Below are 24,561 nucleotides of genomic sequence, written 5' to 3'. Positions count from 1 at the left end.
CCCGGCGGACACCGGGGATACCGGGAATATCGGGGATGCCGAGGATTCCGCTGCCGGGCCGGCGGGCGGTCGTGCTGGTGACGGTGCTCGCGGTGGTGGTCGCCGGGGCCGTCACCGCCGGGCTGCTCGCGTTCGGCGGCGGCGACAGCACCCGGATCACCGCGTACTTCGACCGCACGGTGGGCGTGTACCCCGGGTCCGACCTGCGGGTGCTCGGCGTCAAGGTCGGCACCGTCAAGTCCGTGACCCCGCAGGGCAAGCAGGTCAAGGTCTCGCTCGCCCTGGACCACGGGGTGAAGGTGCCGGCCGGCGCCGGGGCCGTGGTGGTCGCGCCCAGCGTCGTCGCCGACCGCTACATCCAGCTCACCCCGGCCTACACCGGGGGGCCGCGGATCGCCGACCACGCCGTCATCCCGGCCACCAGGACCGCCACCCCGGTCGAGATCGACCAGCTCTACGACAGCGTCACCCAGCTCAGCGACGCGCTCGGCCCGAACGGCGCCAACGCCACCGGCGCGCTGTCCGACCTGCTCGACACCGGGGCGAAGAACCTGGACGGCAACGGCAAGCTGATCGGCGACAGCATCGACCAGCTCGGCCAGGCCAGCAAGACACTCAACGGCCACAGCGGCGACCTGTTCTCCACCCTGGCCTACCTCCAGTCCTTCACCACGATGCTGAAGAACAACGACGGCAAGGTGAAGGCCGCCGCCGACCAACTGTCCACCGTCACCGGGTTCCTGGCCGACGACAAGGAGGACCTGGGCGGCGCGCTGCACCAACTGTCCACCGCGCTCGGCCAGGTGAAGACCTTCATCGAGGACAACCGCGGCCGGCTCAAGACCAGCATCACCCAGCTCACGCCGATCACGCAGTCGCTGGTGGACCAGCGCGCCTCGCTGGCCGAACTCCTGGACACCGCGCCGCTCGCCGCGGACAACCTGCTGAACGCCTTCGACCAGCAGCACGGGACGCTCGACGGCCGCACGAACATCAACGAGCTGGCGCCGGGGGCCAGTTCGGGCACTAGCGCGGCCGCCACGAGCACGGCCGGCAAGACGTCGGCGGGCACGAGCGCGGCCGGCCAGACCCCGACGGCCGGCAAGACTCCGGCCGGCGCGAAGGCCCCCACCGCCGCGAAGGACCTGCCGCTGCCGTTCCCGACGGTCGGCACCGGCTACAGCGCGCAGGGAGGTGCCCGGTGAAGCGGCGTACCCGGCGCACCGCGATCGCCACCGGAGCCCTGTCCACGGCGCTCGGACTGGCCCTGACCGGCTGCTCGTTCGGCGGCGTCCAGGACATCACGCTGCCCGGCGGCGCGGACCTCGGCGGCAACCCCTACACCGTACGGGCGCGGTTCGCCGACGTACTCGACCTGGTGCCGCAGGCGTCGGTCCGGGTGAACGACGTGGCCGTGGGCCGGGTCAGCAAGATCGCGCTCGGCCCGGACGGCTGGTCGGCGATGGTCACCATGAAGGTCAACGGCAAGGTCGAGCTGCCCGCCAACGCCTACGCGCACCTGGAGCAGTCGAGCCTGCTCGGCGAGAAGTACATCGAGCTCTCCGCGCCGCCGAAGGGCGAGCCGGCCACCGGCACGCTGCGCGGCGCCGCCGCCATCCCCGTCTCGCACACCAACCGCAACCCCGAGGTCGAGGAGGTGTTCGGGGCCCTGTCGCTGCTGCTCAACGGCGGCGGCATCGACCAGCTCAAGACCATCACCGTGCAGCTGAACAAGGCGCTGGCCGGCAACGAGCCGCAGGTGCGCGGAATGCTCAGCCAGGTGGACACGCTGGTGGCGAACCTCAACACCCACAAGCAGGACATCACCGACGCGCTGGACGGCGTCAACGAGCTGTCCGCCACGCTCGCCACCCGGGACCAGAAGATCGGCACCGTACTGACCTCGCTGAGCCCCGGCCTGAAGGTGCTGGAGCAGCAGCGCGGTTCGCTGGTGACGATGCTCAGCTCGCTCGACACGCTGTCCGGCGTCGCGGTGGACACCATCAACCGGAGCAAGGACGACATGGTCGCCGACCTGCGCTCGCTCGCGCCGACCCTGCAACGGCTCGCCGACGCGGGCACGTCGCTGCCCGACTCGCTTCAGGTGCTGGTCACCTATCCGTTCACCGACGAGGTGCTCAACGGGGTGAAGGGCGACTACCTGAACGTCTACCTGGACCTGACGGCGGTGCCCGGGACGAAGATCATCCCGCCGATGCCGGCCTCGGAGAACGTCTATCCGCCGCCGACGGCCGCGCCCGATGCCCAGTCGCACAAGACGTCGGGCAAGGCGCCTGAGGTGCCCGGCATCCCGCTGCCGCTGCCGTCGGTCACGGGGTCCGCCGGCTCGTCGGGGCCCACGGGCTCGTCGGGGCCCGCCGCATCCACCGCATCCACCGCATCCACCGGCTCTTCCGGCTCAGGGGGCCGCTGATGCTGACCCGCACCACGATGATCAAGAACATCGCGTTCCTGATGGTCGCCGTCCTCGTCCTCGGCTACCTGGGGGTGCGCTACGCCGACCTCGGCCGGTTCGTCGGCCTGCGCGGCTACTACACCGTCAAGGTCGAACTCCCGGAGGCCGGGGGCCTGTTCCCGCACTCCGACGTCACCTACCGGGGCGTCTCGGTCGGCCGGGTCGGCGCCGTCACGCTCACCGACGACGGCGTGCAGGCGAAGCTGCGGATCAACGACTCCGCGCCGCACATCCCCGCCCACCTCAAAGCCGTCGTCGCCAACCTGTCGGCGGTCGGCGAGGAGTACATCGACCTGCGGCCGACCACCGACAACGGCCCCTACCTGCGGGACGGTTCGCTGATCGCGCGGACCGACACGCAGACCCCGGCGCCGGTCACCAACCTGCTCACCAGTGTGAACAGCCTGGCCGGCTCGGTGCCGCTGAACTCGCTGCGGACCGTGGTCGACGAGTTCGGGCAGGCGTTCGCCGGGCAGGGCGACAACCTCAAGTCGCTGCTCGACACCAGCAGCCAGTTCCTCACCGCGGCCGACAAGAACCTGCCGACCGACACCAAGCTCTTGGTCGACGGGCGGACCGTGCTGCGTACCCAGGCCGACGAGGGCGACGCGATCAAGTCCTTCGCGGACAGCGCCAACCAGCTCGCCGCCCAACTCGACGCGTCGGACACCGACCTGCGCCGGCTGATCGTGGCCGCGCCCGACGCGGCCAGCCAGGTCAGCGCCCTGCTGCGGGACGTCGGCCCGCAGCTCAGCGTCGTGGTCGCCAACCTGCTCACCACCTCCGACCTGGCCGTCACCCGGCAGCGCGGCATCCAGGAGTTCCTGGTCAAGGTGCCCGCGGTGGCCGCGGCCGGCTCGACCGTGGTGGACAACGGGAAGCTGCACTTCGGGATGGCCGTGACCTTCTTCGCACCGCTGCCCTGCACCTCCGGATACGGCGGGACGGCGTACCGCAACGGCTTTGACACCAGCGCGCCCGCCAACGGGCTGAACACGGCGGCCAGTTGTACGGCGCCGGCGTCCAGCGGTATCGACGTCCGCGGTTCGGCGAACGCGCCGGGCGGGGGCGGGGTGCCGGTGCCCGCGCAGCCGGGGTCCGTCCTGCCGACCTCCACGTCCACGTCCGCGTCCGTGTCCGGTTCGGGGCCGACCATCGACGGGCAGTCCACGTACGGCGCCACGACGTCGCTGCCCGGCGCGCTCGGGCTGCCCGCGCTGCCGTCCGGCGGGCCGACGACGCTCGCCGGGCTGCTGAGCGGGGGCACCCGGTGAAGGCCCGCCGGGGCACCGTCCTGTGGGTGGCCGTCGTGGTCGTCGCCGCCGTGTTCTGCGGGCTGTCCGGCTGGTCGTACGCCGACACCCGCGGCGACGGCGGGCTGCGCTACGCCAAGGCCAGGGACGCCGTCCTGGCCGCCGGGCAGCGGGACATCGCCCAGCTCAACACCGTGGACACCGGCCATCTCGACCGCGACCTCGGGCAGTGGCTCGACGTGACCACCGGCCCGCTGCACGACCAGATGTCGCGCACCCACAAGGCGGACGAGTCCTCGCTGAAGGCGTCGGGCACGTCCACCCGCGGCACGGTCACCGACGCCGCCGTCACCGAACTGGACACCCGGGCGGGCACGGCGAAGGTGATCGCGACCGTGCAGGTGCGGGTCACACCGGGCGGCGGCGCGGCCACCACCGACCGCAAGCGTTTCGAGGCGGGGCTGTCCCGTACCGGGGACGGCTGGAAACTCACGGCGCTCACCGCGGTGCCGGTCGGCGCGAGTTAGCGAAGGGGGACGGATACGTGACCACGACGGAGGAGCCCGAGGTGACGGTTCCGGCGCCGGCGCGCGGCTCGGCGGAGGACGGTGCGGAGCCTGCCGGTTCGGAGTCCGCCGGCTCGCTTGAGGACGGTTCGGCGGAGGGCGCCGGCGCGGAGGGCTCCGGGGCGGAGGGCGCGGAACCGGACAACGAACCCCCGGAACACGGGAGTTGGCGCCGGTGGCCGTCGGCGCTGGGGCGGTCGGTCCGGCTGCCCGCCGCACTGCGGCGGCTGCCGGTGCGGCAGTGGGTGGCGGGCGCCGTCGTCCTCGTGCTGCTCCTCGCGGGCGGCGGATTCCTCTACGCCGGGCAGCAGTTGCGGGACCCGGGCGCCACCGCCAACCACGCGCTGACCGACACCGAGGCCACCAGCCAGGTGACCGGCGACGTGAGCAACGCGCTCGGCAAGATCTTCGCGTACACCCCCGACAGCACGCAGGCTACCGCGCAGGCCGCCCGCGACCTGCTCGACGGCTCGGCCGCCACCCAGTACCAGGCGCTGTTCGGCCAGATCCGGCAGCGGGTCGCCGACCAGCAACTCACCCTCACCACACGGGTGGTGCGGGCCGGGGTGGTGTCCCTCACCGGCAGCCAGGCCCGGCTGCTGGTCTTCCTCGACCAGACCGCCCAGCGCGCCGGCGACCCCGCCACCAGCGCCGCCGCCCAGCTCTCGGTCACCGCACACCTGACCCGGGGCCACTGGCGTATCACCGACCTCAAGGCCCGCTAGGAGAAGCCCAGATGTCCCGCATGCGCATACCTTTCGGGCGCGGCAGCAGCCCGCTGGACGAGTCGGCACGCCCTGACCCCGGCCCGGCGGAACAGCAGGAGCCGACGGCGAAGCCGAAGCCCGCCGAACGGTCAGGCATGCGGCAGGTGTTGGGCGCGGCCATCGCCCTCGCCGTCGCCGCGGCGGTCGCGGCCGGGCTGGCCGGGTGGTCCTGGTACGGCGCCGCGCACGACGGCGACGCCTCGTTCGCCCGCGCCCGGGACACCGCGCTGGCCGCGGGCGAGCAGGCCGTGCAGAACATGAACACCCTCGACCACGGCGACATCGACCACGGCCTGGACATCTGGGAGGGCTCGACCACCGGCGACCTGCACACCCAACTCGTCCAGGGCCGGGCGGACTTCGAGAAGCAGGTACGGCAGGCGCAGACCGTGAGCACCGCGAGGGTGCTGTCCGGCGCGGTCACCGAACTGGACACCAGGACCGGCAAGGCGAGCGTGATGGTCGCCCTGCGGATCACCGTCACCGCGCCGAAGAGCAAGCCCGCGGTGAAGGAGAGCCGGCTGCTCGGCGAGCTGACCCGTACCAAGGCCGGCTGGAAGCTCAGCGCGCTCGGCCAGGCGCCGATGGGGGACAGTGCCGCCGAGCCGTCCCAGCCGACCACGTCCCCTTCGACGCCGTCGACCCCCTCGTCGCCGCCCGAGCCGTCGTCGTCCCAGCCGTCCGCCGGCCGGTAGCCGTACGCGAGAGGACCGCCGCACCCATGTCCACGACCCGTCATCTGATCAACCGGCAGCGCAGACTGGCCAATTCGCCGCACCCGGGCACGACCGTCAAACCGGCCGCCAAACCGGCCGCCAAACCGGCCGCCAAACCGGCCATCAAACCGGCCGCCAAGCCCACCGCGAAAGCGGCGACGGGCGCGGGCGCCACCGCGACCCGTTCCGCTTCCGTCGCCACCAGGCCCAGGCCGCGTACCGCCGACCGGCCCCGCCCCCGTACCCCCGAAGCGTCCGGACCGCCGTCCCGTCCGGGCCCGGCCGCGGAAACCGCCGGCGGCCGCCGGCTGCCGCCCCCGAGCCGGCTCGGCACGCTGGTCGCGCTGCTCGCCGTCCTCACCGTGCTGCTCGGCGGCTTCGCCGCGTGGGCCGCGAACAAGGCGTCCGGCCTGCACGACTCCGTCGCCACCGGCAACACCGCGCTCACCGACAACGTGCGCACCAGCGAGCTCAAGGGCACCATCGCGCAGGACGTCAACGCCGTCTTCTCCTACGACTACGCCGACACCGCCCGTACCGACTCCGCCGCCAAGCGCGTACTGACCGGCAAGGCCGTCCAGCAGTACGCGGGCATGCTCGCCCAGGTCCGCGCCCAGGCCCCCACCCAGAGGCTCGTCCTGACCACCACCGTCACCGACACCGGCGTGGAGCTGATCGACGGCGACCGGGCCCGGGTCCTGGTCTTCGCCGACCAGCGCAACACGAGCACCGGCAAGACCGCGGCCACCACGTACGCGGCGGCGATGTTCGCGGTGGACGCGGTGCGGCAGGGCGGCGGCTGGAAGATCGCCTCGATCGACACCTTCGGCTGAGCCTGAGGCACTATGGGGTTGAGCGCGCCCGCAACGGTCCGGAAACGGTCGGATGCGATGCTCATGATCCCCGATGTGGCCACGCGGCGGGGAGCAGGTGTCCTGACCGGCAAGGATGGGTGGATATGGATAAGCAGCAGGAGTTCGTGCTCCGTACCCTGGAGGAACGGGACATCCGCTTCGTACGGCTGTGGTTCACCGATGTGCTCGGCTATCTGAAGTCGGTGGCGGTCGCTCCCGCCGAGCTTGAACAGGCGTTCGACGAGGGCCTCGGCTTCGACGGCTCGGCGATCGAGGGCTTCGCCCGGGTGTACGAGTCCGACATGATCGCCAAGCCGGACCCGGGAACGTTCCAGATCCTGCCGTGGCGCGCGGAGTCGCCGGGCACCGCCCGGATGTTCTGCGACATCCTGATGCCGGACGGCTCGCCGTCCTACGCCGACCCGCGCTACGTGCTCAAGCGCGCGCTCGCCAAGACCTCCGACCTCGGCTTCACCTTCTACACCCACCCCGAGATCGAGTTCTACCTGCTCAAGGACAAGCCGCTGGACGGCACCCGGCCGACCCCGGCCGACAACTCCGGGTACTTCGACCACACCCCGCAGAACGTCGGCATGGACTTCCGCCGGCAGGCCATCACGATGCTGGAGTCGATGGGCATCTCGGTGGAGTTCTCGCACCACGAGGGCGCGCCCGGCCAGCAGGAGATCGACCTGCGGTACGCGGACGCGCTGTCCACCGCGGACAACATCATGACGTTCCGGCTGGTGATGAAGCAGGTCGCGCTCGAGCAGGGTGTGCACGCCACCTTCATGCCCAAGCCGTTCTCGGAGTTCCCCGGCTCGGGGATGCACTCCCACCTGTCCCTCTTCGAGGGCGACCGCAACGCGTTCTACGAGTCCGGCGCGGAGGTGCAGCTCTCCAAGGTCGGCCGGTCCTTCATCGCCGGGCTGCTCCGGCACGCCGGCGAGATCTCCGCGGTGACCAACCAGTGGGTGAACTCCTACAAGCGGATCTGGGGCGGCTCGCAGCGCACCGCGGGCGCCGGCGGCGAGGCCCCCTCGTACATCTGCTGGGGCCACAACAACCGCTCCGCCCTGATCCGGGTCCCGATGTACAAGCCCGGCAAGACCGGCTCCACCCGCGTCGAGGTCCGCTCCCTCGACTCCGGCGCCAACCCCTACCTCTCCTACGCCGTCCTCCTGGCAGCCGGCATGAAGGGCATCCAAGAGGGCTACGAACTCCCCGCCGGCGCCGACGACGACGTCTGGGCCCTGACCGACGCCGAACGCCGCGCCCTGGGCATCGAACCCCTCCCGCAGAACCTGGGCGAGGCGATCGACCTGATGCAGCGCAGCGAACTGGTAGCCGAAACCCTGGGCGAGCACGTCTTCGACTTCTTCCTCCGCAACAAAAAGCAGGAATGGGAGGAATACCGCTCCCAGGTCACCCCCTTCGAACTGGTGAAGAACCTCCCGGTCCTCTAGCCCTGGTGGCTCCCCCCGAGCCAGGTGGGGGAGAGGGCGGAGGGGGTGAGGAGGTGGGGGGTGCCGGTGCCGTTTGCGGGGACGGTGTAGAGGTCGGAGCCGTAGTTGCCGGGGAGGGAGTAGGACAGGGTGGCGTTGTCGGTCCAGGTGGGCTGGTCGTCGACGTTGCGGGGTTCGGCCAGGGGGTGGTCCTTGAGGGTGGACAGGTCAAGGACGTAGAGGCGCCAGGGGGCGTCGGGGGACAGGCCCGGGACGCGCTTCTTGAAGGCGATCCGGGTGCCGTCGGGGGAGAGTGACGGGCACTCCACGTTGGTGCGGAGGGTGACCGCGGTCCTGGTGGCCGTGTCGCCGTGGATCAGGTACGTGTGGCCGCCGGTGGCGAGCGTGGCGTAGAAGTGAGTGTCGTCGGCGAAGGTGACGCCCCAGAAGTTGACGTCGGCGGCCCGCAGCCGCTTGCCGTCCCGGGTGACGGTGTAGTCCTCCAGGGTGGGCTGGAGGACGCCCGTGCGGGTGTCGAGGATCGATGTGCGGGTGGAGAAGTTCGTGCCCGCGTACGAGTCGCCGCCGACGAAGACCGTCCACGCCACCATCCGCCCGCTGGGTGAGACGCGGGCCCGGGTGGGGATGCCGGCCAGGTCCACGTGCCGGGTCTCGTGCAGCGCCGAGTCGAGTACGACGGCCCGGTAGGTGTCGTTGACCGGGCCGCGCTCGGCCTGGAGGCAGATCCCGGTGCCGCCGCCCGCGGCGAACCGCAGGCACTTCACGCCGGACGCGGCCCGCGGCCCGTTCGGCGCGCTCGCGGGCACGCTGGTCAGCTCGTCCCGGTGCGGCCCCCAGGCCATCGACCTGAACACGATCCGCGGCGGCCCGCCCGCGGCCAGCGACACCGGCCCGGGCCGGACCTCGGGCCCGCCCGCCTGCACCTGGTCCTTGCGCGCGGCCCGCGCGTCCGCCCGCCAGACGGCCACCCCGCCGACGCACGCGAGCACCAGCACGCTGACCACCAGCACGAGCACCTTGCGCCGCGCGCTCATCCCCGCCACCACCTCGGCGGCACCCGGCGCGCTCACGCGAGCTCCGCCCGGTGCGCCGCCCCGAACCGGGTGGAGAGGACGACGCTCGCCAGCAGCGCCACCGCCGCCCCGGCCAGCGCAGTGTGGTCGCCCCACAGCGTCCAGGCCGCGCCGAAGGCGATGGAGCAGACGAAACGGGCCGCGGCCTGTCCGGTCTGGATCAGCGCCAGGCCGCTGGAACGCAGCGCCGCCGGTACGGAACCGGCCGCCGCGGCCATCAGCACGCCGTCGGTGGCCGCGTAGAAGGTGCCGTGCAGCGCCAGTACGGCGTAGGGCAGGACACCGCCGGAGTGCAGCCGGCTGAGCAGCAGTCCGTACGCCAGCAGCAGCGCGCCATGTCCGCCGACGAAGACCCGCCAGCGTCCGACCCGGTCGGCCCACCGGCCGAGCGGCACCGCGAGCAGCAGGAACGCCGCCGCCGTGCCCAGCGGCATCAGCGCGAACCAGCGGTCGGGCACGCCCAGCCGCCGTTGCAGCATCAGGTAGACGAACGAGTCGCTGACCGTGGCCAGCCCGAGCGCCACCGCGCACAGCGCCAGCCCGCGCAGCTCCCGCCGCCCGAGCAGCCCGACCGCGGCCCGCAGCGACGGCCGCTCGCCGCTTCCGCCGGCCCCGGCCTCCGGCGACGGCCGCTCGCCGCTTCCGCCGACCCCGTCCCCCCGCGACGGCCGCTCGCCGGCCCCGCCACCAGCCGGAACGTCGGCCCGGCCCGTTCCCGAAGGCCCGGAAACCGCCCGGCCCGTTCCCGAAGGCCCGGAAACCGCCCGGCCCGTTCCCGAAGGCCCGGCAGCCGCCACCCTCGTCCCACCCAGCGCGGAGTGCCCCGGAACGAAAAGCAGCAGCACCACCACCCCCACCGCCGCCACGCAGAAACTCACCGTGAACACCGCGTCATACCCCTCCGCCGCCTGCCGCAGGATCAGAAACGCGGCCAGCGGCCCGAGCAGCGCGCCCGTCGTGTCCATCGCGCGGTGCACCCCGAAGGCCCGCCCCCGCGTCTCCGGCGAGGACGACAGCGAGATCATCGCGTCCCGCGGCGCCGTCCGCAGCCCCTTCCCGGTGCGGTCCACCGCCAGCACCGCGCCGATCAGCGGCAAGGTGTGCGCGATCAGCAGCAGCGGCTTGCACAGCGCGGACAGGCCGTAGCCGAACGCGGCCACCCACTTGTGCCGGCCGCCGCGGTCGGCGAGGTGGCCGCCGACCAGCCGGACCAGCGCGCTGAAGCCGTTGTAGACGCCGTCGAGCAGGCCGAAGCCGAGCGGCGAGAGGCCGAGCCCGGTGACCAGGTAGAGCGGCAGCACCGCGGTGACCATCTCCGAGGAGATGTCCGTGATCAGGCTGACCGCGCCGAGGGCGAGCACCGTGGAGGTGACCGCGGCCGAACGCCCGGAGGCAGCTGCCCGGACGCTCGGCGCGGCGGCCACCGCGGGCGTACTGCCGCGGCTGTCGCTGACGTACATCGGTCAGCTGGTCCAGATGCCGGAGATGTCCGCGGCGGAGGCGGCCTGCCCCGCGTGCGTACTGGTCCCGGCCAGGTCCTCCAGCGTGCGCAGCAGGTTGTAGTGGTTGTACGTGGTGCCGTTGCTGCTGCCCGCGGCGACCACCTGCCCGTAGAGCACGGTCGGGATCCGGTTGCCGCTCAGCGAGTTGTCCTCGTCGAAGGTGATGACGAGCAGGCTGTGGTGGGTCTTGGCCCAGGTGGCGTACGCGCCGAGGTTGTTCTTGATCCAGGTGTCACCGGTGGACACCGAGCAGTCGTGCATGTCGCTGCACAGGTTCGGCACCACGAACGACATCGCCGGCAGCGTCGAGTAGTCGGTGGGGAACTGCGCGAAGGTCTTCGCCGACGACGTCGGCACGTTGCTGAAGCCGAACCAGGGGTTGTGCTTCTGCGCGTAGTCGCCGCTCTTGCAGGTCGTCGAACCCTGGCTGGGCAGCGTCTCGTTGTAGCTGCCCCAGGTCTTGCCGGCGGCGACCACCTCCGAGCCGAGGTTGGCGGCCTTGCTGAAACCGGGCGTCACGCAGGCGTCGGAGGTGACGCCCTGGGTCGAGCCGGAGAACAGCGCGTAGTAGTTCGGCTGGCTGGGGTGGGTGATCGCGTGCGACTGGGTGAGGTTCGCGCCGCCGGTCTTCAGCGAGTTGATGTACGGGGCGCTGGAGCTGCCGATCACCTGGCTGTAGGCGTGGTTCTCCATGACCACCACGATGGTGTGGTCGGGGGTCGGGACCGCGCCGGCCGCCTGCGCGTCGCCGCTCACCGCGGCCCACACGCCGGCCGAGGCGGCGGCCAGGGCGGCGGCGGACAGCAGGGCGGTCCGCCGGCGCCGGGGCCGGAGCCCGGGCAGCGGGCGGGACAGGGCGCGGCGGAGCGAACTCGGTTCGTACACGGCTTGCCTCCGGGGGTGGGGGAGCGGCGGAAGAGCTGTGTGCATGCCAAAACAAGGCAGCAGCACCGTACTGGCCGGTCCGCCACCGGGGCAGCGCATGCAGGGTGAAGAGACGGGAGCACCCGGTGAAGAGCCGGGAAACGACCGGGGTCGGCGCCCCCGTATCGCGGCCGGCCGGCGCCGCCCCGGCCTTCCACGGTGTGTCAGCCTCGGGCCCTTGCCGTTACGCTGCGAAGGGCAGTTGATCAGCTCGGGACCGGCCCGGACCGGCCCGGCACCACCCGCAGAGCGGAGCGCAGATGACAGTGCCGCAGGGACGCAGGAGCAGTACGTTCTCGCGACTGCTGCGGCACGGCTTCACCGATCCGGGCGCCGCCGAACGCCTGCTCGACTCGCCCGCGCTCTCGGCCGTCAGATCCGACCCCGTCCTGCTGGAGGCGCTCAGCGCCGCCGCCGACCCCGACCAGGCGCTGCTCGGCCTGGTCCGGCTGGTGGAGTCGCTCGACCAGCCCGAGCAGCAGGCCCTGCTGGACACCGTGACCACCGCCAAACCGCTGCGCGACCGGCTGCTCGGCGTCCTCGGCGCCTCCGAGGCGCTCGGCGACCACCTGGCCAGGCATCCCGCCGACTGGCACGCGCTGGTCACCTACGAGGCCGCCGACCTGCACCCGGGGGTGGCCGAGTTCGAACGGGGCCTGGCCGCCGCCGACACCCCCGACAAGCTGCGCGCCGCCTACCGCAGGTGCCTGCTCGGGATCGCGGCCAGGGACGTCTGCGGCACCAGCGACCTGGTGCGCACCGCCGCCGAACTCGCCGACCTGGCCACCGCCACCCTGCGCGCCGCGCTCTCCGTCGCCGCCGCCGAGAACCCGCGGGACGCCGCCGCCTGCCGGCTCTCCGTGATCGCGATGGGCAAGTGCGGCGGCCACGAGCTGAACTACGTCTCCGACGTCGACGTCATCTTCGTCGGCGAGCCGTCCGAGGAGGTGGCCGGCACCGAGGGCGCCGAGAGCCGCGCGGTGCAGGCCGCCACCCGGCTCGCGGTGCGGATGATGGGCGTCTGCTCCGACACCACCGCCGAGGGCACCATCTGGCCGGTCGACCCCAACCTGCGGCCCGAGGGCAAGAACGGGCCGCTGGTGCGCACCCTGTCCAGCCATCTGGCGTACTACCGGCGGTGGGCCAAGACCTGGGAGTTCCAGGCGCTGCTGAAGGCCCGGCCGGTGGCCGGCGACAAGGCGCTCGGCGAGGAGTACGTGGACGCGATCCGGCCGATGGTCTGGCAGGCCGCCGAGCGGGAGAACTTCGTCACCGACGTCCAGCAGATGCGCCGCCGGGTGGTGGAGACCATCCCGGCCGCCCAGGTGGACCGGGAGCTCAAGCTCGGCCCCGGCGGGCTGCGGGACGTGGAGTTCGCCGTCCAGCTGCTCCAGCTCGTGCACGGGCGTACGGACTCCTCACTTCGCAGCCCCACCACCCTGACCGCGCTGGCCGAGCTGGCCGCCGGCGGCTACGTGGGCCGCGCCGACGCCGCCGCGCTCGACGACGCCTACCGCTTCCTGCGGCTCATGGAGCACCGCATCCAGCTGCACAAGATGCGCCGCACCCACCTGGTGCCGGACTCCGAGGCCGACCTGCGCCGGCTGGCCCGTTCGCTCGGCTTCAGAACCGACCCGGTCGCCGCGCTGAACCGGGAGTGGAAGCGGCACGCCATGGAGGTGCGGCGGCTGCACGAGAAGCTGTTCTACCGCCCGCTGCTCGACGCGGTCGCCCAGCTCGGCAGCGAGGACACCAGGCTCAGCACCGACGCCGCCCGGCAGCGGCTCCAGGCGCTCGGCTACGCCGACCCGGCCGACGCCATGCGGCACCTGGAGGCGCTGGCCAGCGGCGTCAGCCGCAAGGCGGCGATCCAGCGCACCCTGCTGCCGCCGCTGCTCGCCTGGTTCGCCGACTCCGCCGACCCCGACGCGGGGCTGCTCGGCTTCCGCAAGGTCTCCGACGCGCTCGGCACCACCCCCTGGTACCTGCGGCTGCTGCGCGACGAGGGCGCGGCGGCGCAGCGGCTCGCCCGGGTGCTGTCCTCCGGCCGGCTGGCCCCCGACCTGCTGCTGCGGGCGCCGGAGGCGGTCGCGATCCTCGGTGCCCCCGACGGGCTGCTGCCCCGCGAGTACCCGGCGCTCGAACAGGAGGTGCTGGCCGCCGTCGGCCGCGCCGACACCCCCGAGCAGGCCATCGCCGCGGTCCGCGGGGTACGCCGCCGCGAGCTGTTCCGTACCGCCGCCGCCGACCTGCTCGACGCCTACGGTGACGACACCGCACCGTCCGACGGCCCGGTGGACTCCGCGGAGCTGGCCGACCGGGTCGGCCGGTGCGTGTACGAGCTGACCGCCGCGACCCTGGCGGGCGCCCTGCGCGCCGCGGTCAACGCCGTGACCGGCAACGACGCCCACCCGCTGCCCACCAGGTTCGCCGTCATCGGCATGGGCCGCTTCGGCGGCCGGGAGCTGGCCTACGGCTCGGACGCCGACGTGATGTTCGTCCACGAGCCGTGCGAGGGCGCCGACGGCACCGAGGCCAGCCGGGCGGCCGGCGCGGTGGCCGACGAGCTGCGCCGGCTGCTGCAGATCCCCACCGCCGACCCGCCGCTGCTGATCGACGCCGACCTGCGCCCGGAGGGCAAGAGCGGCCCGCTGGTACGCACCCTGGCCTCGTACGCCGCCTACTACCGGCGCTGGTCGCTGACCTGGGAGAGCCAGGCGCTGCTGCGGGCCATGCCGGTCGCCGGCGACCAGGAACTCGGCGAGCACTTCACGGCGCTGATCGACCCGCTGCGCTACCCCGAGGGCGGGCTCGACGACGAGGCCGTCCGCGAGATCCGCCGGCTCAAGGCCCGGATGGAGTCCGAGCGGATGCCGCGCGGCGCCGACAGCACCACGCACGCCAAGCTGGGCCGAGGCGGGTTGTCCGATATCGAGTGGACCGTCCAGCTGCTCCAGCTCCAGCACGCGGCCGAGCTGCCCGCGCTGCGCACCACCGGCACCCGGCCCGCGCTGGCCGCGCTGCGGGACGCCGGGCTGATCGACCCGTTCGACGCGGCCGTGCTCGACGACGCGTGGGTGCTGGCCACCCGGGTGCGGAACGCGGTGATGCTGGTACGCGGCCGGCCCGGCGACACCTTCCCCGGCGACGGCCGCGAGCTGGCCTCGGTGGGCCGCTACCTCGGCTACCCGCCGGGCCACGTCGGCGACATGCTGGAGGACTACCGGCGGCGCACCCGGCGGGCCCGCGCGGTGGTGGAACGCCTGTTCTACGAGGGCTGAGCCCGCTCTTACGGCTTGTGCTTACGGCTTGTGCTTACGGCTTGCGCGGCTGGTCGACCGCCGTCTTGTCACGGGACGGCAGTCTGAAGAGTCTCCACGCGCTCACGGAGTTCTCCGGATACCTCGGCAGCCGGTAGACCCACTTGCCGTAGATCACGTAGACGATGCTGTAGCCGATCGCCAGGCAGACCACGCCGCCCACCGCGTCGAGCCAGAAGTGGTTGCCGGTGGAGATGATCACCGACAGCGTGAACAGCGGGTACAGCGCGCCGATGATCCGCACCCACAGCGGCTTGGCCAGCATCGCCACCGTCAGCCCGCACCACAGCGACCAGCCGATGTGCATCGACGGCATGGCCGCGTACTGGTTGGAGACCTTCGACAGGCTGCCCTGGGACATCGAGCCCCAGGTGTTGTGCACCCGGACGGTGTCGATGAAGTTGCCGCCGACCATCAGCCGCGGCGGGGCCAGCGGGAACGCCCAGAAGCCGATCAGCGCCAGCCACGTGGTGCAGAACAGCACCAGCCGGGCCGGGCCGTAGCGGCCGGGATGCGCGAAGTAGAGCCAGACCAGTACGCCGATGGTGATGATGAAGTGAAGGGTGGCGTAGTAGTAGTTCATCCCCACGATCAGCCACGTCACGGAGTTCACCGCGTGGTTCACGCCGTGCTCCACGGCGAGGTGGAGGTGGTGCTCGAACGACCAGACCGAGTCCGCGTGGCCGAGCGCCACATCGGCCTGGTCCGGCACCGCGGCCCTGATCAGCGAGTAGGTCTTGTAGCTGACCGCGATCAGGATCAGTTCGAACCAGAACCGTGGTCGGTGGGGGGTACGCATCCGCCGCAGCAGCGCGTGCCAGAAGTCCGTCCGCTCCTCTGAAGACGCTCCATCGGGTGCTGTGGAACCGGTGGAGCGCGGAGGAGCCGCAGGACGGCCGTTCATCGTCTTCGCATTCGGTTCCCCCATAGGACACCAGTCTGCCAGATCGTTGTCAGCGCGCAGGCCGGGGGGCGGCCTATTCGGTCATTCGCGGGCCGTCCGGTCATCGGCCGGCCGATGGCCGGGGATGCCGGTGAAGGAACCATTCTGTTCGTTCGCGCGTCCATTACCCCATGAGCACACCGCACGCGACGATCCGGCATGCCGTCATCGAGGACCTGGACGCCATATGTGACGTCCACGCCCGGGCGCGAGCGACGTACTACGAGGGGCACCTGCCGCGCGAGGCGTACAGCGGCCCCGGCGAGCTGGAGCGGCAGCGGACCGGCACCCGGGAGGCGATCACCTCGCGGGAGCACACCGTGCTGTGCGCGGTGCGCGGCGACCACGTGGTGGGCTTCGCGGTGCTCGGCGCCCGATTCGACGGGGACAAGCTCTTCCACTTCCACATCGACCCCGAGGTGTGGCGCACCGGTACGGGCACGGCCCTGCACCGGGCGTGCGTGGCCGTCTGGCAGGCCGCCAAACTGGGCACTGCCCGCCTTGAGGTGTTCGCACCCAACGCCAGGGCCCGGGCCTTCTACGTCAGCCAGGGCTGGCAGGAGGACGGGCGCAGCGAGGACCATGTGACGATGCTGCTGCGGGTGCAGGCCGCCGCCTGAGCTGATGGCGGGCGGCCTTGGCGGGCGCCGCGGCCGGCCCGGGGCGTTCGAGAGGCCGGGGGCCTACTGCCCCAGCGGGGCGATCGTGCCGCCCGTGCTGAGCTTCCCGCTGAGCGTCGCCCGGGTGCCGCGTGCCGCCCGTACCGCGAGGAAGGGGCCGTGCGAGGAGGCCCGCACCCCGGCGGTCGCGTCGATCGCCGACACGTCCCGGCTGCCCGCCGCCACCAGATACCAGTTCCCGGTCGGCGACTTCCACATCACCCCGGCCATCACATGCTGGCCGAACCGGCTGCAGGCGTTCCCGTCGGTCTGCTCGCCGGCCACCGTGCCGAGCGCGGTCGGCCCCGCGTCCGGCGGCACGAACTGCACGGTGACGTGGCCGGGCCCGCGCCAGGTGTCGGCCCGGTCGCAGGTCCAGGACGCCTCCCCGCCGCCGTCCGGCAGCGCGGAACGGGCGAACTCCCAGTCGTTCACCGCCTTCACCCCCTGCCCGCGCAGCTCGCCGAGCCGGCACGCGCTGTGCGCCCAGCTGACCAGCGCCGGGCTGCCGGTGGCCTCCCGCGGCTGCCTGGCCGGGGCGCCGGGGCCGGGCGGCGGGGTGTACGTGAGATGGACCGGCGTCAGGTCGCCGAGGTCGGTCAGCAGAAAGGTGTGCTGCTCCACGATCCGCGCGGACGACCGCAGTTGGAGCACCGGCCAGGACGTGCCGCAGGTCCCGGCGGCGGCGCCGGTGCCCGGCATCCTGACCGGGTCGGTCACCCCGGCCGCCGTGCGGTGCAGTTCGGTGCCGAGCCGGTCGGGCCGCAGCAGGTCGCGGGTCTGCGCGTCGGCGATCCACGGGGCGGTCAGGAAGCGGGTGCTGCCGTTGACCCGGTCGAGGACGACCGCGGCGGCCGTGGTGATGTCGGAGTCGTCGGCCCGCGCGAAGTCCAGCGCGGCGGCGGCGTGCCCGCTGCGCGGCTCGGCGTAGCGCACCAGCCGCTGCCCGTCGTAGAAGACCACCACCCGGGCGTTGTCCACCTGGCCGGCGAAGAGCAGTTGCGGCGGCTGTGACGGGCCGGTGCGCGGGGTGCCGGGGGTGGCGTCGACCTGCACGGCGCTGCCCGGGTTCGCCCACACCGCGAGCGCCCGGCGCAGCAGCGCGGAGTCCGAGACGGCGTCGCCGCGGGCCGGCCAGGCGGTGAAGTCCATCCGCGCGGTGGAGGCCCACTCGTCCGCCTTCGGGCTGAGCAGCGCGGCCGGATCGAGCGCCTGCGTCTGCGCCTTGGCGTCGCCGGAGCCGGGCGGCCCTGAGGCCGCGTAGGACGGTGGGCTGGAGCCGTCGTCGGTGGCCAGCGGCACCAGCAGCGCCGCTAGCGCGACGGTCCCGGCGGCGATCAGACCGGTACGGCCGCGGTGCCGGCGGCGCAGCAGGTCGGTGGGCCTGGTCTGGAGCGTGCTCGGGTCGAACTCGCCCTCCGCCAGCAGCCGTTGGTCGCCCTCGACGGCCGCCGCCGCCCGCAGCGCGCCGCGCGCGTCGGCGGCGCCGGCCGTCTCCAGCACACCGCGCGCCGCCCGCGGGCTCAACTCCTCGGCGCCGCACAGCGCGAAGGCCGCCCGCGCCTCGGGCGGCAGCTTCGCCAGCGCCCGGTCGAGCGCCAACTCCTCGCTGCCGCCGGCCCGCGGATGCAGCCGCAGGCCCATGATCTGCGGCAGCCCGAGCCCGGCGAGCGCGGTCTTGACCCGGCCGGCCTGCCCGTACGCGAGCGCGGCCCGCAGCACCTCCTGCCGCAGCAGCCCGTACGCCCCGCCGTTCGCCTTGGTGCTGGTACGGGACTTGGGCAGCGCCCGCTGCACCAGCCGGTGCGCGACCAGCACTCTGCGGTGCCGGCTCATCGCGGCCGGCAGGGTCAGATACGCCAGCCGCACCAGGCGTGGATAGTGCTCGACGAGCGCCGCCTCCGCCTCGGCGACCGCGACCGTGGTCGCGGTGGAGGCCGCGGTGCGCGGCTGGTCGGCTGCCGGATCGGGGCTGTTTGACCGGTGCGTGTCCACGCTTCGTCAAACGAGTCCATCATGCGATGGTCACGAGAACCGGCCGGGTGGGTGACTGGCACGACAGTGCGAAGGGCGCCCGTCCCGGTGACGGACGCCCCTCCTGCCCGGCCGGCTGCCCCGGCCCCGCGGAACTGGCTGGAACCGGTCGGTCCGGGCCGGGATCAGACCAGTCCGGCCTTCTCCAGCGCGGTGCCGCAGGTGTCCACGATCAGCCGGGTCACCACGTACGGGTCCACGTTCGCGTTCGGCCGGCGGTCCTCGATGTAGCCCTTCTGGTCCACCTCGACCTGCCACGGGATGCGCACCGAGGCGCCGCGGTCGGAGACGCCGTAGGTGTACTCGTTCCACGGTGCCGTCTCGTGCGCGCCGGTCAGCCGGGTCTCGACGCCCGCGCCGTAGTTCTTGATGTGCTCGAGCGGCTTGTCGTCGCGGCCCAGCGACTCGGCGGCCTCGATGATCGCCTCGTAGCTCTCGCGCATCTTCTTGGTGGAGAAGTTGGTGTGTGCGCCCGCGCCGTTCCAGTCGCCCTTGGCGGGCTTGGCGTCCAGCGTGGCGGACACCCCGAAGTCCTCGGCGGTGCGGTAGAGCAGCCAGCGGGCCATCCACAGGTGGTCGGAGACCTCCAGCGGGCTCAGCGGACCGACCTGGAACTCCCACTGGCCGGGCATCACCTCGGCGTTGATGCCGGCGATGCCGATGCCGGCCGCCAGGCAGTTCTCCAGGTGCTTCTCCACGATCGGCCGGCCGAAGATCTCGTCGGCGCCGACACCGCAGTAGTAGCCGCCCTGCGGGGCCGGGAAGCCGCCCTCGGGGAAGCCCAGCGGGCGGGAGCCCTGGAAGAAGGTGTACTCCTGCTCGATGCCGAACAGCGACTCCTGGTCGGCGAACTTCTCCGCGACCTCGCGCAGCGCGGCCCGGGTGTTCGACTCGTGCGGGGTGCCGTCGATGTCGAAGACCTCGCACATCACGAGGACGTCGGCGCCGCCGCGGATCGGGTCGGGGAACGAGGCGACCGGCTTGAGCACCCGGTCCGAGGCGTGCCCCTCGGCCTGGTTGGTGCTCGATCCGTCGAAGCCCCAGACCGGCAGCTCGGCCCCGTCGGCGAGGATCCTCGTCTTGGAGCGCAGCTTGGCGGTCGGCACGGTTCCGTCTATCCAGATGTACTCAGCCTTGTAGGTCACGCGACGCCATCCTTACCGACTACTTGCCACTTGCCGTACGTGTTCGCGGGTGCGGTCCGAGCTGCGCTGATCGGGTCGAGGGCAGTGTGACAAGAGGCCGTTGCCCGGGTGTTGCCCACCGGTTAACCGGGTGTAACGGGCCAGGGCGGGGACCGGGCTCCCGGCGGCCCGCCGGCCCCGGCGGGAGGGCGGATAGGCTGCGGGTATGCCGCACATCAAGGTCGAGTATTCGGCGGAACTCGCGGACGCGTTCGATCGCGCCGGGTTCGCCAAGGACGTGCACGCGACGATCGTCGAGGTGGCCGGCGGGCGGGCGGCCGGCTGCAAGAGCCGCTTCGTCCGGCTGGACGACACGTACATCGCCGACGGGTCGCCGCACTACACGATGATCCACGCCGAGATCGCACTGCTGGCAGGACGCAGCGCGCAGACCAAGCGCGAGCTGAGCGGGCAGGCGCTGGCGCTGCTGCGCCGGCACACCGCGCCCGCGCCGCGGTTCGAGGTGCAGTTCTCGGTGGACGTCCGCGATCTGGACACCGAGAGCTACGAGCGGCACGAGGAACTACGTACGGAGGCGTCATGACGACCCGGGTCGGACTGTTCGGCACCGGCCCCTGGGCGCGCGCCGCGCACGGGCCCGCGCTCGCCGCGCACCCCGGCGTCGAACTCGTCGGGGTGTGGGGCCGCAGGCCGGAGGCCGCCGCCGAGGTGGCGGCGATGTTCGACGCCCGCCCCTACGCGGACGCCGACGCGCTGATCGCCGACGTCGACGCGGTGGCCGTCGCCCTGCCGCCCGCCGTCCAGGCCCCGCTGGCCGCGCGGGCCGCCCGGGCCGGCCGGCACCTGCTGCTCGACAAGCCGCTGGCCGCCACCGTGCCGGAGGCCCGCGAGGTGGCCGACGCCGTACGGGAGGCGGGTGTCGCCTCCGTGGTGTTCTTCACGACGAGGTTCGACCCCGGCCCCGCGGAGTGGATCGAACGGCAGGCCGCGGTGGGGGACTGGTACACCGGCCGCGCCGACTGGTACGGCTCGCTGTTCGGCGGCGGCGACCCGGTACCGTTCGCCGACTCGCCCTGGCGCAAGGAGAAGGGCGGCCTGTGGGACGTCGGCCCGCACGCGCTGTCCGTCCTGCTGCCGGTGCTCGGCGACGTCATGGAGATCGCCGCGGTGGCCGGCCCGCGTGACACCGTCCACCTGACGCTGCGTCATGACAGCGGCGCTTCGAGTACGGCGCTGCTGACGCTGGCCGCGCCGCCGGCCGCCGCGGGCATCGCGATCGAACTGCGCGGTGAACACGGCGTCGTCGCCTACCCCGAGGACATCTCGGGCCCGGCCACCGACTCCTACGCGCGCGCCGTCGACGCCCTGCTGGCAGCGGCCGGCGGCGGCCCGCCGCACCCCTGCGACGCCGGTTTCGCACTGCGGGTGACGGAGATCCTGGCGACCGCGGAGGGCCTGCTGCGGTAGGGGCCAAAGGATCACACGGGAGGCCGCTCTTACCCCTTCCGGGGCTTCGGCGCGGTGTCTATCGTCGAAACATGACGGCTGCTGACTGGTGGGCGATCGAGATAGCGGACTCCGAGCATGCGGAGACCTCGGCCGCGGCGTGGCGTGACGCTTACGCGCAGACGCTCGGCGAGTCACTGGTGACCAACGGCGCGGTGCTCTGGGAGTGGTTCGAGCACAGCTGGGGCGTGATCCTCGAGGTCGCCTTCCGGGAGGAGCGCACCTGGCTGAACTGGCGCTCCCTCCCCGGCACCCAGGCCGCCCTGGACGCCGTCCCCGACCCGCTGAACGGCCTCCTGGTCCACCGCGGCCACGGCGGCACGTCCGGCGGCTACGTCCTGAGCGTCCCCCGGATCCCGCCGCCCGCGGACCGGGTGGCCCTGCCGGAACCGGCCCGGTAGTCCCGGCCCGGACTGCGGTCCGTGCCCCAGGTGGGGCCGACCGGGGGACCGGGAGCCGGTCCGGGGCGGGAAGAACCGGGTGGCCGGGGTACTTGTAAGCGGTATGAGAGCGATCACGTACAGCACCCCGGGCGGCCCGGAAGTCCTCACCCTCACCGAGCGGCCGGTCCCAGAGCCGGCCCAGGGCGAAGTCCGCGTCCGGATCAGGGTGTCGGGCGTCAACCCGACCGACTGGAAGTCGCGGCGCGCCGGCACCCAGGCCCCGACCCAGGTCCCGAACCACGACGGCTCCGGCGTCATCGACGCCGTCGGCCCCGGCGTCCCGGAGACCCGCGTCGGCGAACGCGTCTGGCTCTACGAAGCCGCCCACCAGCGTCCCGACGGCACCGCCCAGGAGTACGTCGCACTGCCCGAGCGGCAGGCGGTGTCGCTGCCCGACCACGCCTCGTTCGAGCTCGGCGCGAGCCTCGGCGTCCCCGCGATCACCGCGCACCGCGCCCTGACCGTCGCCGAGGGCGGCCCGCAGCGGCTGGCCCCCGGCGCGCTCGACGGCCGCGTGGTGCTGGTCGCGGGCGGCGCGGGCGCCGTCGGCAACGCGGCGATCCAGCTGGCCCGCTGGGCCGGGGCCACCGTGATCAGTACGGTCAGCAGCTCCGCGAAGGGCAACCTGGCGCGGGCCGCGGGCGCGGAGTACGTCGTGGACTACAAGGCCGGGGACGCCGCCGCCGAGATCCGCCGGATCGCGCCCGACGGCGTCCACATCGTGGTGGAGGTCGCACCGGGCGCGAACGCCGCGCTCGACGTGGACGTGACCGCCAACGGCGCGGTCGTCGCGTTCTACGCCAACGACAAGGACGACGCCCCGATCCCGGTCCGCCCCTCGATGGCCGGCAACATCCGCTGGCAGGGCCTGCTGCTGTACACCCTGCCGGCCGAGGCCAAGGCGCACGCGATCGCCGCGGTGACCGAGGCGCTGGCCGCCGACGCGATCCGGGTCGGCCCGGAGGCCGGCCTGCCGCTGCACCGCTTCCCGCTGGAGCGGACCGCGGAGGCGCACGAGGCGGTCGAGAAGGGGGCGGTCGGAAAGGTGCTGGTCGACGTGGCGTAGGCGGGTGGGGGGCTTGGGCGCGCGTGGGCTCAGGTGTGTGGGGGTGGGACGGCCGCGGGCCGTCGCGAACGGTTCATGGCCGGATCGCGACGGCTGCGGCCGCCGTCACTTCGCCGGTTCGGCGACGAGCGTCTTGGCCGCGGCGAGTGCCACCCGCTGCACCAGGTCGATCGCGCCCTGCTCGGAATACTGCCCTTCGGAGAGCACCGAGATCAGCAGCGTATGCCCCTGGTAGCGGACCTCGCCGATGCTGTTGATGTCCCACAGCCCGGTCGCCGACCGCTGGAGCCAGCCGTTCTTTATCGCGTAGCCGGAGCCGTCGGAGTCGGCCGCCGACACGCCCCACCGCTGGCCTGATTCGACCGACTTCATCAGGCCGGTCAGGTACGAGCGGGAGGCCGCGGTCAGTGCGGAGTGCGTGGTGAACACGGCGCGGAGCAGGGCGATCTGGTCGGGGGCGGTGGTCTGGGTGAGCCCCCAGAGGTCGCCGGGGCCGCCGGTGGTGTGCCGCAGCCCGAGCTTCTTGTTCGCGGTGTGCAGCCCGGCGGCCCCGCCGATGTCCTCCCACAGCGCGAGGGCGGCGTCGTTGTCGCTCGCCTCGATCATGTCGGTGGCGAGATCCCGCTCCCGCCCGCTGAGCGACGTCCCCTCGCGCTGCGCGCGCAGCAGGAGCGCGGCGAGTATGTCCACCTTGACGATGCTCGCGGTGTCGAACGTCCCGTCGTCGTTGTCCCCCCGCGCGTAGGCGTCACTGCGACTGCCGTCGAGCTCGGCGACGGCGACGGAGAGGCTGCCGGTGTGGCTCCCGGCGAGCGCGTCGATGATTTTGGGGAGCGAGGGAGGGGGTGGAGTGGTGGTGGCCGGCGGAGTGGTAGGAGCTGCCGTACTGGGAACCGGCGTAGTGGGAGCAGGCGTAGCGGGAGCAGGTGGTCGGGAGGTGGGCTTGGCGTCCCCGACGCTGACGCGGGCGGTAGAGGCAGCGGGAGAGTGCACGATGGTGGCCAAGGTGAGCGCGGCGATTGCGGCCACAGCAGCACTGGAAACCACCAGCGACCTCGTCCACCACCGCTTGACGGGCTCCCCCTGCACCCCCGCCAAGTCCTCGGGCCCCCGCAGCTGCCCCAACACAACCGCGCCGCCGACCGGCACGTTCCCCGGAACGCCCGGAGTGGTGGGGACGTCCGGAGCGGTGGGAGCCGCTTGGTCTGCCGAGTCCGCCTCGGCCGGGCCCGGCCGGACGGGGTCTGCCCCGCTGACGTCGGTCGCGTCGGAGCCGCCATCCACCGGGTGGCCTCCCGCGCTGCCGCATGAGTCTCTCGCAGCCTCGGCTGCGGCTGGCGCAGACAGCGTGCCGCGCACGTTCGCCGGAGCGTCCGGAGCCGCCCGGTCCGGCCGGGCCGAGGCTGCCTCGGTCGCCTCGCCTGCGTCGCCGCTCGCGTCAGCGGAGCGCTCGTCCGCGCCGGGGCCGGCGGCCCGCGCATCGTCCTCGCCCGCCCCGGTAGGGGCTATGTCGCCGTCGGCGTCATCCGGCTCGCGCCGATCGTTCTCCATGCGGACCGACTGTACGAACTGATTCTTGGATTCCGCTGAGATACGTGTATCGATCCGATGAACCCCGACGCGCCGCCGCGCGGCAAGGCCCCGCCGGGCCTGCGTCCCGGCCGCGCCCGGCCCCGGCCACCCCACCCCGCCGGAGGCAACTGGGTGTTTCTTGCGCGCCTCGTGTTCATTCTTGCGGCTTCTGTTTCTCCTATTGCGAAAGTGTAACCACTTCATTACGATCCCCCGCACCAGACTTCCGGTCCGCCGCCGATGGCAATCAGCCGCGCAGGTGCGGGAGTTGGGCAG

20 protein-coding genes and 1 pseudogene are annotated in these 24,561 nt (G+C 72.9%); 14 read left to right on the top strand and 7 right to left on the bottom strand.

Going from position 1 to position 24,561, the window contains the following annotated elements; genetic code table 11:
- Window positions 1-35: 35 nt before the first annotated feature.
- The 8 genes and pseudogenes from ACQPW6_RS08780 (at window position 36) to glnA (ending at window position 8,098) form a co-directional block, all read left to right on the top strand.
- Window positions 36-1,205 (top strand): MCE family protein, encoded by a 1,170-nt coding sequence (locus ACQPW6_RS08780; protein ID WP_433888990.1) that lies wholly within the window; start codon window positions 36-38, stop codon window positions 1,203-1,205.
- The gene (locus ACQPW6_RS08775; RefSeq protein WP_433888989.1) at window positions 1,202-2,434 is read left to right on the top strand and encodes an MCE family protein; all 1,233 of its coding nucleotides are present in this window, start codon (window positions 1,202-1,204) and stop codon (window positions 2,432-2,434) included. The genes ACQPW6_RS08780 and ACQPW6_RS08775 overlap by 4 nt, the downstream gene beginning before the upstream one ends.
- Complete coding sequence (locus tag ACQPW6_RS08770; protein WP_433888988.1) at window positions 2,434-3,750, top strand: MCE family protein; 1,317 nt, start codon at window positions 2,434-2,436, stop codon at window positions 3,748-3,750. The genes ACQPW6_RS08775 and ACQPW6_RS08770 overlap by 1 nt, the downstream gene beginning before the upstream one ends.
- Window positions 3,747-4,256, top strand: coding sequence for a hypothetical protein (locus ACQPW6_RS08765; RefSeq protein ID WP_433888987.1), 510 nt, complete (start codon window positions 3,747-3,749; stop codon window positions 4,254-4,256). The genes ACQPW6_RS08770 and ACQPW6_RS08765 overlap by 4 nt, the downstream gene beginning before the upstream one ends.
- A gap of 17 nt (window positions 4,257-4,273) precedes the next feature.
- Complete coding sequence (locus ACQPW6_RS08760; RefSeq protein ID WP_433888986.1) at window positions 4,274-5,020, top strand: hypothetical protein; 747 nt, start codon at window positions 4,274-4,276, stop codon at window positions 5,018-5,020.
- Between the two features lie 149 nt (window positions 5,021-5,169).
- Window positions 5,170-5,661, top strand: a pseudogene (locus ACQPW6_RS08755) (nuclear transport factor 2 family protein); the annotation flags it as partial.
- A gap of 122 nt (window positions 5,662-5,783) precedes the next feature.
- Window positions 5,784-6,611 carry a hypothetical protein gene (locus ACQPW6_RS08750; RefSeq protein ID WP_433888985.1) on the top strand — a complete coding sequence of 276 codons (828 nt, stop codon included), beginning with the start codon at window positions 5,784-5,786 and terminating at the stop codon, window positions 6,609-6,611.
- A 125-nt stretch (window positions 6,612-6,736) separates the two neighbouring features.
- Window positions 6,737-8,098, top strand: coding sequence for a type I glutamate--ammonia ligase (glnA, locus tag ACQPW6_RS08745; RefSeq protein WP_433888984.1), 1,362 nt, complete (start codon window positions 6,737-6,739; stop codon window positions 8,096-8,098).
- On the opposite strand, the gene ACQPW6_RS08740 is transcribed toward glnA, so the two are convergent.
- The 3 genes from ACQPW6_RS08740 to ACQPW6_RS08730 are packed head-to-tail and all read right to left on the bottom strand — an operon-like array spanning window position 8,095 to window position 11,558.
- Window positions 8,095-9,132 (bottom strand): TolB-like translocation protein, encoded by a 1,038-nt coding sequence (locus ACQPW6_RS08740; protein ID WP_433894468.1) that lies wholly within the window; start codon window positions 9,130-9,132, stop codon window positions 8,095-8,097. The two genes, glnA and ACQPW6_RS08740, sit on opposite strands and share 4 nt — an antisense overlap.
- Before the next feature lie 32 nt (window positions 9,133-9,164).
- On the bottom strand, window positions 9,165-10,631 hold the full coding sequence (locus ACQPW6_RS08735; RefSeq protein WP_433888983.1) for an MFS transporter: 1,467 nt from the start codon (window positions 10,629-10,631) through the stop codon (window positions 9,165-9,167).
- Between the two features lie 3 nt (window positions 10,632-10,634).
- A complete protein-coding gene (locus ACQPW6_RS08730; RefSeq protein WP_433888982.1) occupies window positions 10,635-11,558 on the bottom strand; it encodes an alkaline phosphatase family protein in 924 nt (307 codons plus the stop codon).
- A gap of 299 nt (window positions 11,559-11,857) precedes the next feature.
- On the opposite strand from ACQPW6_RS08730, the gene ACQPW6_RS08725 reads away from it, so the two are divergent.
- Window positions 11,858-14,878: a bifunctional [glutamine synthetase] adenylyltransferase/[glutamine synthetase]-adenylyl-L-tyrosine phosphorylase gene (locus ACQPW6_RS08725; RefSeq protein ID WP_433888981.1), complete on the top strand. Its 3,021-nt coding sequence runs from the start codon at window positions 11,858-11,860 to the stop codon at window positions 14,876-14,878.
- Between the two features lie 34 nt (window positions 14,879-14,912).
- Here ACQPW6_RS08725 and ACQPW6_RS08720 read toward each other — a convergent pair whose 3' ends face one another.
- Window positions 14,913-15,845, bottom strand: a complete 933-nt coding sequence (locus ACQPW6_RS08720; protein ID WP_433888980.1) for a phosphatase PAP2 family protein — start codon at window positions 15,843-15,845, stop codon at window positions 14,913-14,915.
- A 146-nt stretch (window positions 15,846-15,991) separates the two neighbouring features.
- Between ACQPW6_RS08720 and ACQPW6_RS08715 the strand changes: the two genes are divergently transcribed.
- Complete coding sequence (locus tag ACQPW6_RS08715; protein WP_433888979.1) at window positions 15,992-16,480, top strand: N-acetyltransferase family protein; 489 nt, start codon at window positions 15,992-15,994, stop codon at window positions 16,478-16,480.
- Window positions 16,481-16,543: 63 nt separating this feature from the next.
- Here ACQPW6_RS08715 and ACQPW6_RS08710 read toward each other — a convergent pair whose 3' ends face one another.
- Together ACQPW6_RS08710 and glnII are read right to left on the bottom strand one after the other, a co-directional pair.
- Window positions 16,544-18,514, bottom strand: a complete 1,971-nt coding sequence (locus ACQPW6_RS08710; protein WP_433888978.1) for a hypothetical protein — start codon at window positions 18,512-18,514, stop codon at window positions 16,544-16,546.
- 164 nt (window positions 18,515-18,678) lie between these two features.
- Entirely contained in the window at window positions 18,679-19,698 is a 1,020-nt protein-coding gene (gene glnII / locus ACQPW6_RS08705) for a glutamine synthetase (RefSeq protein WP_433888977.1), read from the bottom strand.
- 205 nt (window positions 19,699-19,903) lie between these two features.
- On the opposite strand from glnII, the gene ACQPW6_RS08700 reads away from it, so the two are divergent.
- The 4 genes from ACQPW6_RS08700 (at window position 19,904) to ACQPW6_RS08685 (ending at window position 22,713) form a co-directional block, all read left to right on the top strand.
- Window positions 19,904-20,281: a 5-carboxymethyl-2-hydroxymuconate Delta-isomerase gene (locus tag ACQPW6_RS08700; RefSeq protein WP_433888976.1), complete on the top strand. Its 378-nt coding sequence runs from the start codon at window positions 19,904-19,906 to the stop codon at window positions 20,279-20,281.
- Window positions 20,278-21,165, top strand: coding sequence for a Gfo/Idh/MocA family protein (locus ACQPW6_RS08695; protein WP_433888975.1), 888 nt, complete (start codon window positions 20,278-20,280; stop codon window positions 21,163-21,165). The genes ACQPW6_RS08700 and ACQPW6_RS08695 overlap by 4 nt, the downstream gene beginning before the upstream one ends.
- 71 nt (window positions 21,166-21,236) lie before the next feature.
- On the top strand, window positions 21,237-21,605 hold the full coding sequence (locus ACQPW6_RS08690) for a hypothetical protein (RefSeq protein WP_433888974.1): 369 nt from the start codon (window positions 21,237-21,239) through the stop codon (window positions 21,603-21,605).
- 103 nt (window positions 21,606-21,708) lie between these two features.
- On the top strand, window positions 21,709-22,713 hold the full coding sequence (locus ACQPW6_RS08685) for an NADPH:quinone reductase (protein ID WP_433888973.1): 1,005 nt from the start codon (window positions 21,709-21,711) through the stop codon (window positions 22,711-22,713).
- A gap of 105 nt (window positions 22,714-22,818) precedes the next feature.
- Here ACQPW6_RS08685 and ACQPW6_RS08680 read toward each other — a convergent pair whose 3' ends face one another.
- A complete protein-coding gene (locus ACQPW6_RS08680) occupies window positions 22,819-23,742 on the bottom strand; it encodes a serine hydrolase (protein ID WP_433888972.1) in 924 nt (307 codons plus the stop codon).
- Between the last annotated feature and the right edge of the window lie 819 nt (window positions 23,743-24,561).

Origin of the sequence: Streptomyces sp. CA-111067 (assembly GCF_050956065.1) — a bacterium.
Taxonomy (GTDB): Bacteria; Actinomycetota; Actinomycetes; order Streptomycetales; family Streptomycetaceae; genus Actinacidiphila.
This window is presented reverse-complemented; position numbering and strand designations above follow the sequence as displayed.

Coding starts and splice junctions, on each gene's coding strand:
- ACQPW6_RS08780 (WP_433888990.1), top strand. CDS start 36: ATGCCGAGGATTCCGCTGCCGGGCCGGCGGGCGGTCGTGCTGGTGACG.
- ACQPW6_RS08770 (WP_433888988.1), top strand. CDS start 2,434: ATGCTGACCCGCACCACGATGATCAAGAACATCGCGTTCCTGATGGTC.
- ACQPW6_RS08750 (WP_433888985.1), top strand. CDS start 5,784: ATGTCCACGACCCGTCATCTGATCAACCGGCAGCGCAGACTGGCCAAT.
- glnA (WP_433888984.1), top strand. CDS start 6,737: ATGGATAAGCAGCAGGAGTTCGTGCTCCGTACCCTGGAGGAACGGGAC.
- ACQPW6_RS08740 (WP_433894468.1), bottom strand. CDS start 9,132: ATGAGCGCGCGGCGCAAGGTGCTCGTGCTGGTGGTCAGCGTGCTGGTG.
- ACQPW6_RS08735 (WP_433888983.1), bottom strand. CDS start 10,631: ATGTACGTCAGCGACAGCCGCGGCAGTACGCCCGCGGTGGCCGCCGCG.
- ACQPW6_RS08725 (WP_433888981.1), top strand. CDS start 11,858: ATGACAGTGCCGCAGGGACGCAGGAGCAGTACGTTCTCGCGACTGCTG.
- ACQPW6_RS08720 (WP_433888980.1), bottom strand. CDS start 15,845: ATGGGGGAACCGAATGCGAAGACGATGAACGGCCGTCCTGCGGCTCCT.
- ACQPW6_RS08715 (WP_433888979.1), top strand. CDS start 15,992: ATGAGCACACCGCACGCGACGATCCGGCATGCCGTCATCGAGGACCTG.
- ACQPW6_RS08700 (WP_433888976.1), top strand. CDS start 19,904: ATGCCGCACATCAAGGTCGAGTATTCGGCGGAACTCGCGGACGCGTTC.
- ACQPW6_RS08695 (WP_433888975.1), top strand. CDS start 20,278: ATGACGACCCGGGTCGGACTGTTCGGCACCGGCCCCTGGGCGCGCGCC.
- ACQPW6_RS08690 (WP_433888974.1), top strand. CDS start 21,237: ATGACGGCTGCTGACTGGTGGGCGATCGAGATAGCGGACTCCGAGCAT.
- ACQPW6_RS08685 (WP_433888973.1), top strand. CDS start 21,709: ATGAGAGCGATCACGTACAGCACCCCGGGCGGCCCGGAAGTCCTCACC.